We start from the raw sequence: 12828 nt of genomic DNA on the forward strand, positions 1-12828 counted from the left end.
AGACGGCCCCGCCACGAATGCAGTGCCCGACCTCACGGGCCCGCAACCACGCGACAGCACCGCCCCGCCCCGGGGATCCCCCCCCGGGGCGGGGCGGTGCTCGTCAGTCCTCCGACGGCAGTACCTCGCACAGGTCCTCCACCAGATCCGCGAGGATCTCCGGCGCCTCCAGCATCCCGTCCCGCAGGTCGGACAGCTCCATCCCGTGCAGCAGGCCCACCGCGTAGCGGTCCTTGCCCGTGCGCTGGAAGGACCGGCTGGCCCGGGCCAACCACTCCTCCATGACGGCGGCGTCCGTAATCACGCCCAGATCGTCCTGGTAGTCCTTGGCCACCGCGGCCGCACGGACCCGCTTCTTGCCCGCCTTCGCGTGGGCGTGCCCCAGTGCCTCGGACACGTACCGCGCGGACTTGGCGGCCTTGCGGGTCTCGTGGACCACGTCGAACGCCGCGGCGGTCTGCATTGCGTCCAGACCCGGGAGGGTGATGCGTCGACCCACTTCGGCAGCCATGTCGCTGACGTCGGTCGCGACATCGGCGTCCGGGACCTTGGCGTTGGCGGAGACGAGCACACGGTTCAACGCGGCACCCAGTACGGTCTTGGCGAAGTCCTTGGCCGAAAGTTGCGCCGCGTCCTCGGTGATGTCCTGGCCCGCCGCGAGCGCTCGCAGGTCCCGCACGAGTTGCAGGTAGGCGGCACCGTCGAGTTCCCGGCGCACGGTGCGGCCCGCCACCACGCCGAGCTGGTCGGCCGAAGCACGCAGTTCCTGCTTGGCCTGTTCCGTCACCACGCCGGAGGGCTGGGCCTCGAGCAACACGTCGAGTCGCTGCCGGGCGACCTCTTGATCGCGGGCATCACCCAGGACCCTGGCAACACCCTTGAGGCGCTGTTCAAGATCCGCGACGACGTCCTCGGTCACGAACCCACGCGCGGCCTGCAGTACGGCCCGCAACGCCCGCGAGCGCACCCGCAACTGGTGCACCGAGTCCGGGGCGTCGATCCGCACGGCGAAGTCCCACCGCTGCAGCTCCCCGGTCAGGCGGGCGAGCATCGCCGCGAGAACGTCCGCTCCGGTCGGCTCGGACTTCGTTTCGGGCTCCGGCTCCGCAGCAGCGGGGGCCTGCGAGTCCTTGTCCGAGGACTTCCCTGATTTCTTCTTCGACTTCTTCCCGGTCTTCTCGGCCTTGGCCTTCTTGCCCGGCTTCTTGCCGGAGCCCTTGTCCGTCTCCGCATCGCCCGTCATCTCGGACTTCGTGGCCGAACCCCGCTCCGATTCCGCCGACGCCTTCGCGGCATCTGTTTCGCTCACACCACCGTCCGAGGACGTGGCGTCATCGGTGCCGGAACTGGCGTGGTCCGGGAGGGCGGCGTCGTCGGAGGCACCGGCCTCTGCGGCGTGCTCCGGGGCGACGACCCGCACCGAGTCGCCACCGTCCTGGCCCAGGGCGCGGGCGATCTTCGCGACCGAGGACGACGGCGCCGCCCCCGCCGCGTACAGCACGGACTCCACGGCCTCGAACACCGTGCGCGCCTGCTTCTGGGTGAGGTCGTCGCGCGTGAGCTCGACCTCGCACTCGGACCATTCCCGCGTGACCCGGCCGCGCTCGTCGCGCGCGCTGACCGCGTCCAGGCACAGCTCCGCGTACTGACCGTCCTCCCCGAGCACCGGGTACACCGTGCGGTGGGTGTTGATGGTCGCGACCGGGGTGAGCTCCTCGCCCAGGGTCAGGCCGGTGAGGACCCTGCGCAGCGCGGCGGGGATCCGCTGCGCCGAGGTCTTCAGCGGCTCGTAATGCAGTTCCCCGCGCACCTGCCCAGCCTGGTACTTGACGTGCCAGCCGTCGTCGCTGCCGCCCGTACGACGCCGCACGGCCACCTTCGCGTGCGCGAGCGCGAGATCGGCGGTGTCGTAGTACGTGGCGCTCATCTCGTGCTCCACGGGATCACCCACGGTGAAGTTCTTGAGCTTGTGCAGCTTGAGCCTGGGGGTGCGCTGCCCCGCGACATCGTACTTGCGTTCGATCTCGACCTGTTGGGTGACCATGGTGCTCCCTGTGTGGAACGCGCCGCGGCCCGGGGGGGGGGCCGCGGCGCGTTGCTGTCAACGAATGTTCTGCAGAGCTCTCAGGCCCGACGTCGCTTCAACACGTCGTCGAGGTTCAGCGCCGCAGGCTCCTGCTCACCGGCGCGCACGGCTTCCTTGAGGGACGTTGAACGAGCTGCCGGGCGCTCGGGCACGCGGAGGGGTTCCGGCTCGCTGCGCTCGACCACGGGCGCTTGCGTGTAGAGCGGCTTGGGCACCGGGACCGGCTGCCACGTGGTGGCGCTCGACGCGGCCGGTGCCGCACTGCGGGCGACCTTGAGGGCCTCGGCGCGCAACTCGGCGACGGTGTAGACGGGTTCCGCGGGACGTTCGGCGGTTCCGGTGGCGGGCTGTTCACCGTCCACGGGCAGATCCAGGGACGCGTGCAGCTCGCGGTCGTGCTGAGCGGCTTCCTGGCGGTCCTCGTCCTCGTTGTCGAAGATCGCGTACTGCACGGGGGCGACGTCCGCGGTGACGGGACGGGCGGCGGCGCGCTGTTCACGGTCGGTGACGGCGAGGTAGCGCAGACCGGCCACGCACCCGGCGCCCAGCAGGAACAGGACCACTGGTACGGCCCAGGACACGGCGGTCAGCGGTGCGGCGAGAGCGCTCACCACGGCGGCCAGGAGCAGCAACACCCCGGTGAGGAAGATGATGGTGCGGTCCCACTTGATCCGCAGCCCCGCCAGGGAACCGCGCTGGACTGTGGTCGCGCCCGGCGCGGGTGCCGTTGTCTCCATGGCTTTCGTCTCCCGTTCGTGGACGTGTGATGAGGCTACTGTGTGCACTGTAGTGGACTCCGCACCCACGCGCTCCTGCCTGTGGATCACGGCACCGGTCTGCAGATCTGGGGCCTCCACCTGGGCACGAACAGGAGCGTTCGTGCGCCGAGCCACGCGCGGTGCGAACCGCACGACGCACAGCACGATGATAATGGCCAATACGGCCGAACTGCTCACCCACGACAATCCCACCGTCTCAGCGTAGGACACCGCGCCGTGATCCCCCGGAACGCAAACGCGTGTTGCTCACATCAATGTAATTCGATGCAGTTATGACGCCGTCCGGAGCCTTTTCACATGGCTGTCAGCGAGACGCGCGCCGGACGGTGATCCCCCGGTCCTCGCCCGTGAACCGACGAACGAGCCCCTCCGGGACCTCCTCCGCGGTGAGCGCAAAGCTTCGGTGGTCCGCCCAGTCACCCGCGATGTGCAGGAACCGCGGGCGCAGCCCCTCGTCCCGGAAACCCAGCTTCTCCACGACCCGCAGTGATTTGGCATTCTCCGGGCGGATGTTGATCTCCATCCGGTGCAACCGCAGGTGCTCGAAGCAGTAGTCGGTGGCCATGGCCACCGCCATGGGGGCGATCCCGCGCCCGGCTTGCGCGCCGTCCACCCAGTAGCCCAACGTCGCGGAGCGGAACGACCCCAGGGTGATGCCCGAGACGGTCAGTTGCCCCACGAGTTCGTGGCGCCGGGTCCCGGGGTCCTGCTCGGTGATCAGCCACGGCAGGGTCTGCCCTTCCCGCGCCTGCTTGGTCATGGAGCGCACGAAACCACGAAACGACGGCGCCGCGCCGTCCGCCTCGGGGTTGCTCGCTTCCCATGGTTCGAGCCACTGCCTATTGCGGTAGCGCACCCGGTCCCATTCACCGCGGTCACTCATGGCCAGTGGGCGCAGCACGAGCTGCGCCCACTGAAGGGTGACCGGCCATTCTGCAGCCGTGTTCACGAAGGTGGGGACCTCAGCCTTCGAGGTCGCGGGCGTAGTCCTTGATCCAGGCGCGCAGGCCCGGACCGAGGTCCTCGCGTTCGCACGCGAGCTCGATGTTCGCCTTGAGGTAGGACAGCTTGTCCCCGGTGTCGAAGCGGCGGCCCTTGAAGACCACGCCGTACATGCCGTGGGCAGCATCCCCGCGGTCCGCGATGGTCTGCATGGCATCCGTGAGCTGGATCTCGTCACCGCGGCCGGGGGCCGTGTTCTCAAGGATCTCGAAGATCTCCGGGTGCAGCACGTAGCGGCCGATGATCGCGAGGTTGGACGGGGCGTCCTCCGGCGCGGGCTTCTCCACGAGGCCGTTGACCTGGACGTAGTCCTCCCCCTCGACGGCGGTGACGTCCGCGCAGCCGTACGCGCTGATGTTCTCGCGGGGCACCTCCATGAGGGCCACCACGGAACCGCCGGTGCGCTCCTGCACGCGGATCATCCGGGCGAGCAGGTCTTCCTTCTCGTCGATCAGGTCGTCGCCCAGCAGCACCGCGAACGGGTCGTCGCCCACGTGGGTCTTGGCACGCAACACCGCGTGTCCCAGCCCCTTGGGGTCCTGTTGCCGCAGGTAGTGGATCTCGCCCAGGTCCGATGCGTGCTCGACCTCGGCCAACAGTGCCTTCTTGCCGGACGCATCCAGTTGCGCCTCGAGCGCGGGGACGCGGTCGAAGTGGTCCTCGAGGGCGCGCTTGGAGCGGCCGGTGATCATGAGGACGTCGTCCAGGCCGGCGTCCACGGCTTCCTGCACCACGTACTGGATGGCCGGGCGGTCCACCACGGGCAGCATTTCCTTGGGCATGGCCTTGGTGGCGGGCAGGAATCGGGTGCCCAACCCCGCGGCGGGGATGACGGCCTTGTGTACGCGCTTGGTCTCTTCACGACTCATGGGATCAGGGTAAACGACCGCACACGGGCGCCCGCGTTCCAACGCCCGTGTGATACCGGGAATGCGAGAATTCTCGGGAAATGTACTCCCAACGGTGAACAGGGAAGGACGGTCGACGACGCATGGACCCCACGGCATCCCCCGCGGACGCATCCCCGGTCCCCGAGGACAAGGCGCGATTGCGCGCACGGATCCTGGCGCGGCGGCGTCGTCGTGGGGCGTCCGCACGGCACCGGGCGGAGACGGGGTTCGCGGAGCACCTGGCGCGCGTCCTCGCCGGGACCGGGACGGGTGACCTGGCTGCGTTCCTGCCCCTGCCGGACGAGCCGCCCCTGCTGTCCGCGCTCACGCAGGCGCATCACCGCGGCCACCGGGTCTGGTTGCCCGTGGTGGAACCCCTGCGGCAGTTGAGCTGGGTGCAGTGGCACCCGGATGCCCCTCTGGTCCAGGGGGCGTTGCCCGGGCTGCTCGAACCCGCCGGGGAACGGCACGGGGCGGAGGTGTTCACGGCGGTGCGGGTGTTGCTCGTGCCGGTGATCGCGGTGGACGAGGCCGGTGTGCGGCTGGGCTTCGGGGGCGGGTACTACGACCGGTTCCTGCCGCGCATTACGGGGACCCGGCACCGGCTGGAGGCCATGGCCTGCTGCTACGCGGACGAGGTGCTGCCGGCGGGGACCGTCCCCCGCGAAGCGCACGATGCCGTGCTCGGCAGCGTCCTCACGGAACGCGGCGTCGTGCCCCTGGGGCCCTCCGGGCAGTGATCGCAGCCGTGGACGGGCGAGTAGGATGTGAGGTCAGTAAACCACCCTCACCCCTCGAAGGAACACCCGTGCCCGTTTACGCCTATGCCTGCAAAGATTGCGGCCATGCTTTCGACATCCGCCAGTCCTTCTCCGACGACGCCCTGACGGTGTGCCCGGAATGCGGCGGCCGGTTGCGGAAGAAGTTCAACTCGGTGGGCGTGGTGTTCAAGGGTTCCGGTTTCTACCGCAACGACTCGCGCTCGGACTCCTCCTCGAGCGGGAGTTCCTCCGGCCCCTCGGGATCGGCGGATGCCACCGCGACCCCGGCCGCGGACAAGGGCGCAGGCAAGGACTCCGGCACCGCTGCGTCCGCCACCTCCGGCAGCGGCACGAGCTCATCCTCCGCCTCGACCGCGAGCGGGTCGACCTCCGCGTCCTGAGTCGACGTCGCTCCCACGGTCACTTCCGCCGAGCCCGCTGCTGACCGGACCAGCGCGGCGTCCCTGCACGACGGGACCCGGGTCGACAGACCGGCGCATGCCTGTCTCTCGCCGCGGCGAGCGCACTGCACGGGTGAGTGTTCGGCGCTGAGCCCACCCCCGGTCTCCACCGATCCACCACGCCGCTCCGGGACGACGACGCCGCCCGCCTAGCGTCCGGGTATGCGCTCCCGATCCCGTCCGTACTATCCGCTGGCCTTGCGCGTCCGCACCGCGGTGCGGCGCCGCCACCGCCTCGTGGCCGCCGCGCTGTGTGCCCTGGCCCTAACGCTCGTGATCCTGCGACTCGCCCCGCCGAGCGCGCAGACCACACCCGTGGTCACGGCGGCCCGGGAGATCCCCGCGGGCCAGTCCCTTGCGCCTGGTGACCTCACGGTCGCAGAGTTCCCGTCCGCCCTCACCCCCGCGTCAGCCTTCAGCAGTCCCGACGACGCCGCGGGGCAGACCACCACGATCGCCCTGACCGCGGGGCAACCCGTGACACCGTCCACCGTGCTGGGCCCCGGGGTGCTCACGGGTCAGCCCCAGGGGACCACCGCTGCGACGGTGCGGGTGAGCGATCCCGCGGTGCTACGACATGTCCGACCGGGTGACGTGGTGGACGTGGTGCACCACACCGACGATGCCTCGAACGGGCGCGGTCGCGCCGTGGCCCAATCGGTCACCGTGCTGTGGGCCGCGACCGCACGCTCCCCCGACACCTCGTCCCTGCTCTCCGCGTCGGGCACCGACGGGGATGCCGGGCTCGTGGTCCTGGCGGCGTCCCGTGAGACCGCCGCGGAACTGGCCACGCTCGACGGGACGGGTCGGGTGTCCCTCGTCCTGGTGTCGTCGTGAGGGAACGCGGGATCATGCAAAACCCTGCCCCGGGTCGAGGTCATACGGACTCGGGTGGAATCACCACCGGATCCATCCGGCAGCCGGTTCACCCCCAGTGGGGCGGGCGCTGCTGTTTCAACCACTGCGCGTGGCCGCTCTCCGCGGCAGCCTCCCGGGGGTCCGGGGCGTCGCCGCCCAGCTCGTCGGAGCCCGCACCCCACTCAGTGGTGCGCAGCGCGCACTCCGCGTCCGGCGCGGTTCCGCCCGTCGCGCGGCGGTGGCCGCGGCGGCGTCGTCCCCCGGGCTGGGCGGAAGTGGCGCCATCCGGGGCGCCCTCGGACGAGGTGACCGCTGCGCCCGGGGCGTCCTCGCCATCCGTGGGCCTTGGGCCCCACGCAGGATCCGGAGCCACCTCCTTCGGCGCCGCCTCGTCCCGCGAGCGCCCGTCCCCGGCGTCCGAGCCGTCCCGCGAGGACTCAGGACGGCCCGCCGGGCGATCAGTCGTCACGCGAACCGCTCACTCTCCGCGCGTCGGTCCCCGAGTCGGACCCCGCATCGGACCCCAGGCCGAGGTAGCGCTGGACGAGACCGGCCACGGTCTGCGGGTCCGTGAAGACCTCCACGGACCACAGGCTCACGTAGTTCCAGCCCGCGCGTTCGAGCTGTTGCGGGATGAGCCGCGAGCGTTCGCGCACGCTCAGCGCGCGGCTGCGCTCGGACCCGTCGGAGCGCAGCGCCACCGGGATGCGTACGGGCTCGCCCGTGGCCGCACGCTGGGTGACAGCCCCCGCGGACAAGGACTCGGTCTCCGCGTACGCGGCCATGTCGATCATGTGGGCGTAGCCGGTGTGGACCGTGGCTCCGGCGCCCCGCAGCCGTCGGGCGAGATCAGCGACCAAAGCATCCGGGGCGGCGTCGGTGTCCTCGGCGGGAGCCACCGCGCGCTCCGACGTGGTGTCCTCCCCAAAGAGGATCTCGAGCATGTGGTACATGTCCCTGGCGCCGTTCTGCAGCCGCCGCGGCTCGGTGTCCTTGGGGTGGATGGACGTGACGATGTGCGTATGGCGACGCGAGCGGGTCATCCCGCGCACGAACGCCTGGCGCCCGTCCCGCTCGGACAGTGCACCCAACTGCGGGGTGCTGCGCCCGGACGTGGTGCGCCCGAAGCCGAGCGAGAAGATCACGGTGTCCCGCTCGATCCCCGCGGCCCGGTGCAACTCGACCACGCGGAAGGACTCCCGCCCCGGGGCGAAGAACTCGGCGGACTCACCGGTCTCCCGCAGCCGACGCTGCACGGCCTGGGCCACGCGGGCGGCATGCATCGCACTCGCGGTGACCACGGCCAAGGACCGCTCGGGGTGCCGCTCGGCGTGGGCGAAGACCAGGTCCACGGTGCGGTGGACCTCTGCGGTGGGTGCCTGCACCCCTTCGCTGCCTGCGGTGAGCATGCCCACGCCGTTCACGACGTACTCGGCGGACATCCCCGTGCTCACGCTCGTCAGTTCCGAGGCCTGCGGCACGCGGGTCAGGGTGCCGTCGTAGAACGCGTCGTTGAGGTAGTCGAACAAGCGGGGGTCCATGGGCCGGCGCACCGAGGTCAGGGACCGGGAGTCCACCACGCGGGTCAGTGCGTCGTACGCCGAGTCGATGTCCGCGACGGGTTGCGGAGTGTCCCGGGCCGCGACGTGCGGGGCCACCGTGAAGGGCTGAGGACCCGCGGCGTTGCGGTCACCGAACGCGATGACCTGATCCGCCCGCACGAGCGCGGGCAGCGTGGCCGCGAGCGGGGTGGACTCGGCGTCCAGGACCACCACGGTGTCCACGGACTGCTCCTCCCCCAGCGTGGCGGTGAGCACGAGCGGGCTCGCGGTCCACACGGGCACGAGCGACGGCGTGAGGTGCTGGACCCGGTCCAGCTCCTCGGTGCGCACGTGACCGCTGCGCAGCATGTTCCGCAGCGCGCGAGCCTCCCGGGGGTTGCGCTTGGTGTCCCGCGCCCAGCGCTCGGCCAGCGCGTACTCGAGTCGCGCCGGTGCGGCCGCGATGTGGGCGGAATCGGCGCGGCGGAACACGGATTCCGTGCGGCGCAGCTCGGAACCGTCCGGCATGGCCACGAAGTCATCACCGCTGATCATGGCCTCGAGCACGGACTGCCACCACGCGAGGTCGAGTTCCTCGCCCACGCGCTCGGCGGGTACCGCGCGGGTCTCGAGGTCTTGCAGGAACTCCCCGAGCCCGCGCGCCCGCAGGTCGTCGAGCAACACGGTGCGTTCGGGCAGGGTCGCGAGGTGGGCCTCGTCGTTGATCAGTTCGTCCAGGATTTCCTGGAGTTCGTCCACCCCGGCCGTCTCCAGGCGCGCGGCAGTGCGCGAGCCCTCGAGTGCGATCGCGAGCCCCTCGAGGTCCTCTCGGAACCGGCGATGGATCTGCAGGGTCTCCCCGGCGCGGTCCGAGACGGCGGGCTGTTCGAGCGTGGTGGCCCATTGGCGCCACCTGTCCCGTTCGGACTGCACTTTCACGAGCGCCGAGTGCAGGTCCGAGAGGTGCACGCCGGGTCGGAGGTATTCCTTGGCGGCCTTGCGCAGGCGGGAGCGCTGCAGCCCACTCAGCTCGATCTCGTGGTCCCGCCGCCAGGACGCGGAGGCCGTCGCGGCGATCAGGTCCGTCACGGGCCGGTCGTAGATGTCCGGTGTGAGGTACTCGAGCGACTCCCCGACCTCGATCACGAGTTCGAGCTGTTGCTCCCATTCGCCGATGGTCGAGCCCACGCGCAGCCCCGAGACCCCCAGGACGTTGCGCAGGGCCGTCTTGAGGGTGGTCAGTTCGAGCAGCAGGGACTTGGCGAGGTCGTGGGCCTCACGGGCCTCGTCGTCGTTGACGAGCCGCGCACCGTGCCACGGGCTCGCGAGCGCCGCAGCGTCGAACGCGCCGAGGGTCGCGGCGCGCTGGAGCTGACGCTGCACCTCGCTGCGGTGGGACACGGCGTCCAGCACGGAACGGCGGAACCGCACGGCGGTCTGCGGTCCGGGGGTGCGCGCGGTCAGTTCCGCGAGCGCCTGCATGGCCTCGTAGGGCGAGGCCTGCCAGCGGGGACGCAGTGCGTGCAGGGATTCCTCGTGCACCCGCAGCTGTTCGCGGCTGCGCTGCAGGGCGTCCAGGTGCTGTTCCAGCTGCGGCTGCTCGGCGCGTTCGTTGCGGGCGACGGCGCGCACGAGCCGCTCCGCGACGTCGTCCGGACTCAGGTGGGAGCCCAGCGGCAGGACGAGGGAGTCCAGGCCGGTGCGGTTCCACGCGCGGTTGAACGCGGCGAGCGTGGTGCGGGACTCGCCGAGCACCAGGACGCTGCGGCCACGGTGCACGAGTGCGCCGACCGTGGAGACCACGGTGTCCACCGCGGCGGTGCCCACGGGTGTAGCGACCACGAAGCTCTCACCCTGTTCGGCGAGGTCCACGATCTCCTGCTGATTGGCGTCCAGGTCCGTGAGCAGCAGCTCCTGGGCGGGGTCGCGCTCGTCGAGACCGGGTGCCTGATCGGTCAGGGGGCGCACGACTGGCAGTTTGCCGACCTCGGGGTTCTTGAGCCGGGCGAGGTCCTCGATCAACTGGGTGTGCGCGACCACGTGCTCGTCCGCGGGACGTTCGTGCAGATCCGCGAACGTGGAGACCAGCAACTCGTGTTCCACGTGCATGCCCGGGACATGGGCCGCGAGCTGGCGCAGGGTCTCCAGCACGGGCGCGGGGTCCAACTTGCGGGTGCCGTACGCGAGCCGGGACATCTCCGCCGTGGCCAGTTCCACGCCGTGGTCCTCGCGCAGCCGACGCACGAGTGCCGGGTTGAGGTGGGCGGGACCCACGATGTGCAATTCGAAGTCCTTGTGGTCCGGGCGCAACTTGACCGTGACCGGGGCGAGCAGGACCGGGGCGATGAACCGGCGCAACCCGTCCGCCACGGGATCGGCGAGCCACGACGCCGTGCCCGCGGCCAGGTAGGAGGCGTCCAGACCGTGCATCACCGACAGCTCGTGGACCTTGGTGCGCAGCGCCCGGGCCGAGCGCACGGCGCGCTCGTACGCGGGGCTGTCCTGGTGGATCATCGTGGACAGCCGGGTGGGACGGCCCATGAGCAACTGTGCCTGCCCCGAGGAGTTGGCCTCGGTGAGATCGATGCAGACGTTGTCCACCTGGTTGAAGTCCAGCAGGGTGTCCGGGCCCGTGTAGGCGTCCATCTGTTGGGTCCAGGAACGCAGGGACACGCGGGGGTGTTCGCGCTCGCCCGTGGCGCCCGTGTCCTGGGGGATTGTTCGGGAACGGTCCGGGGCGGGTGTCGACATGGTGCTCCTACTCACGAGTGCGCCGGTCTGCTCACCACGGGGGATGGGGCGGACCGGCGCACCGCAACTAACGATGGCTCTCTACGCGGTGGGGTTCACTCCCACTCGATGGTTCCCGGCGGCTTGGACGTGACGTCCAGGACCACCCGGTTGATCTCCTCGACCTCGTTGGTGATGCGGTTGGACATCCGGGCGAGCAGCTCGGAGGGCAAGCGGGACCAGTCAGCGGTCATAGCGTCCTCGGAGCTGACCGGGCGCAGCACCACGGGGTGGCCGTACGTGCGACCGTCCCCCTGGACGCCCACCGAGTGCACATCCGCGAGCAGCACCACGGGCATCTGCCACACGTCGTCGTCGAGACCGGCGCGCGTGAGCTCCTCGCGGGCGATCGCGTCCGCGCGGCGTAGGATGTCCAGGCGCTCCTCGGTGACCTCACCGATGATCCGGATCCCCAGACCCGGACCGGGGAACGGCTGGCGGCCCACGATGTTCTCGGGCAGTCCCAGTTCGCGGCCCACGGCGCGGACCTCGTCCTTGAACAGGGCGCGCAGCGGTTCCACGAGTTCGAACTGCAGGTCCTCGGGCAGCCCACCCACGTTGTGATGGCTCTTGATGTTGGCGGCACCCTCACCGCCGCCGGATTCCACGACGTCCGGGTACAGCGTGCCCTGCACGAGGAACCGGACGGGCTGGCCGTCCTGGGCCTCGTCGCTGAGCACCTTTTGCTCGGCGGCCTCGAACGCGCGAATGAATTCCCGGCCGATGTTCTTGCGCTTGGTCTCGGGGTCGGTGACACCCTTGAGCGCGGCGAGGAAGCGGTCCTGCTCGCGGGCCACGTGGAGCTTGATGCCCGTGGCGGCCACGTAGTCCTTCTCGACCTGCGCGACCTCGTCCTGGCGCATCAGACCGTGATCTACCAGCACGCACGTGAGACGGTCCCCGATCGCGCGCTGCACGAGGGCTGCAGCCACCGCGGAGTCCACCCCGCCGGAGAGCCCGCACAGGGCCTTGCCGTCACCCACCTGGGCGCGGATCGCGGCCACCTGCTCCTCGATGATGTTGCCCGTGGACCACGTGGGCGTGAGCTGGGCCCCCTCGAAGAGGAAGTTCTCCAGGATCTTCTGCCCGTACGCGGAGTGCTTGACCTCGGGGTGCCACTGCACGCCGTAGAGCCTACGCTCGCGGTTCTCGAAGGCCGCCACCGGGACGCCCTCCGTAGTAGCCAGGGTCGTGAAACCCTCGGGCGCGGCGGTGACCGAGTCACCGTGACTCATCCACACTGTCTGCACGTCCGGGGTGCCGTCCAGGATGGTGCCCACGCCGTCCCCGGAGGTCGAGGCGGCGGTGGCCCCGTACTCGCGCACACCCGTGCGCTCAACGGTCCCGCCCAGGGCGTTGGCCATGATCTGAAAGCCGTAGCAGATCCCCAGCACGGGCACGCCAGCTTCGAACAGTTCGGCGTCCCGTTGCGGCGCACCGGGCGCGTACACGGACGCCGGGCCGCCGGAGAGGATCAGCGCGGCGGGGTTGCGCTGCAGGATCTTCTCGGTGGACCAGGTGTGCGGGACGATCTCGGAGTAGACGTTCGCCTCGCGTACCCGGCGGGCGATCAGCTGCGCGTACTGCGCGCCGTAGTCGACCACGAGTACCGGACGTTGCTCCAGTTCGCTCAGGGTGTCAGGGGATTCACTCACGCGGA

General features: G+C 70.5%; 10 protein-coding genes. 3 read left to right on the forward strand and 7 right to left on the reverse strand.

Annotation, left to right across the window (positions count from 1 at the left end):
• Positions 1-103 precede the first annotated feature (103 nt).
• The 4 genes from A5728_RS12155 to galU all read right to left on the reverse strand — a co-directional run bounded on the left by A5728_RS12155 (position 104) and on the right by galU (position 4736).
• Entirely contained in the window at positions 104-2044 is a 1941-nt protein-coding gene (locus A5728_RS12155; protein ID WP_064847312.1) for a CYTH and CHAD domain-containing protein, read from the reverse strand.
• A gap of 80 nt (positions 2045-2124) precedes the next feature.
• Entirely contained in the window at positions 2125-3075 is a 951-nt protein-coding gene (locus A5728_RS12160; RefSeq protein ID WP_231885645.1) for a hypothetical protein, read from the reverse strand.
• A 94-nt stretch (positions 3076-3169) separates the two neighbouring features.
• Entirely contained in the window at positions 3170-3814 is a 645-nt protein-coding gene (locus tag A5728_RS12165) for a GNAT family N-acetyltransferase (protein ID WP_064847314.1), read from the reverse strand.
• A gap of 13 nt (positions 3815-3827) precedes the next feature.
• A complete protein-coding gene (gene galU, locus A5728_RS12170) occupies positions 3828-4736 on the reverse strand; it encodes a UTP--glucose-1-phosphate uridylyltransferase GalU (protein ID WP_035965884.1) in 909 nt (302 codons plus the stop codon).
• Between the two features lie 122 nt (positions 4737-4858).
• Between galU and A5728_RS12175 the strand changes: the two genes are divergently transcribed.
• The 3 genes from A5728_RS12175 to cpaB all read left to right on the forward strand — a co-directional run bounded on the left by A5728_RS12175 (position 4859) and on the right by cpaB (position 6816).
• On the forward strand, positions 4859-5497 hold the full coding sequence (locus A5728_RS12175) for a 5-formyltetrahydrofolate cyclo-ligase (RefSeq protein WP_064847315.1): 639 nt from the start codon (positions 4859-4861) through the stop codon (positions 5495-5497).
• Between the two features lie 68 nt (positions 5498-5565).
• Positions 5566-5919 carry an FmdB family zinc ribbon protein gene (locus A5728_RS12180; RefSeq protein ID WP_064847316.1) on the forward strand — a complete coding sequence of 118 codons (354 nt, stop codon included), beginning with the start codon at positions 5566-5568 and terminating at the stop codon, positions 5917-5919.
• A gap of 222 nt (positions 5920-6141) precedes the next feature.
• Positions 6142-6816 (forward strand): Flp pilus assembly protein CpaB, encoded by a 675-nt coding sequence (cpaB, locus tag A5728_RS12185; protein WP_064847317.1) that lies wholly within the window; start codon positions 6142-6144, stop codon positions 6814-6816.
• A gap of 88 nt (positions 6817-6904) precedes the next feature.
• Here the strand turns inward: cpaB and A5728_RS14580 are convergent, their stop codons facing one another.
• The 3 genes from A5728_RS14580 to guaA all read right to left on the reverse strand — a co-directional run bounded on the left by A5728_RS14580 (position 6905) and on the right by guaA (position 12823).
• Entirely contained in the window at positions 6905-7306 is a 402-nt protein-coding gene (locus tag A5728_RS14580; protein ID WP_197493191.1) for a hypothetical protein, read from the reverse strand.
• Complete coding sequence (locus A5728_RS12195; RefSeq protein ID WP_064847318.1) at positions 7296-11129, reverse strand: hypothetical protein; 3834 nt, start codon at positions 11127-11129, stop codon at positions 7296-7298. Before A5728_RS12195 ends, A5728_RS14580 begins: the two co-directional genes overlap by 11 nt.
• A 95-nt stretch (positions 11130-11224) precedes the next feature.
• Complete coding sequence (gene guaA / locus A5728_RS12200; RefSeq protein WP_064847319.1) at positions 11225-12823, reverse strand: glutamine-hydrolyzing GMP synthase; 1599 nt, start codon at positions 12821-12823, stop codon at positions 11225-11227.
• Positions 12824-12828: the final 5 nt, after the last annotated feature.

The organism is Kocuria sp. ICS0012 (genome assembly GCF_001665945.1).
GTDB classification, from domain to species: domain Bacteria; phylum Actinomycetota; class Actinomycetes; order Actinomycetales; family Micrococcaceae; genus Kocuria; species Kocuria marina.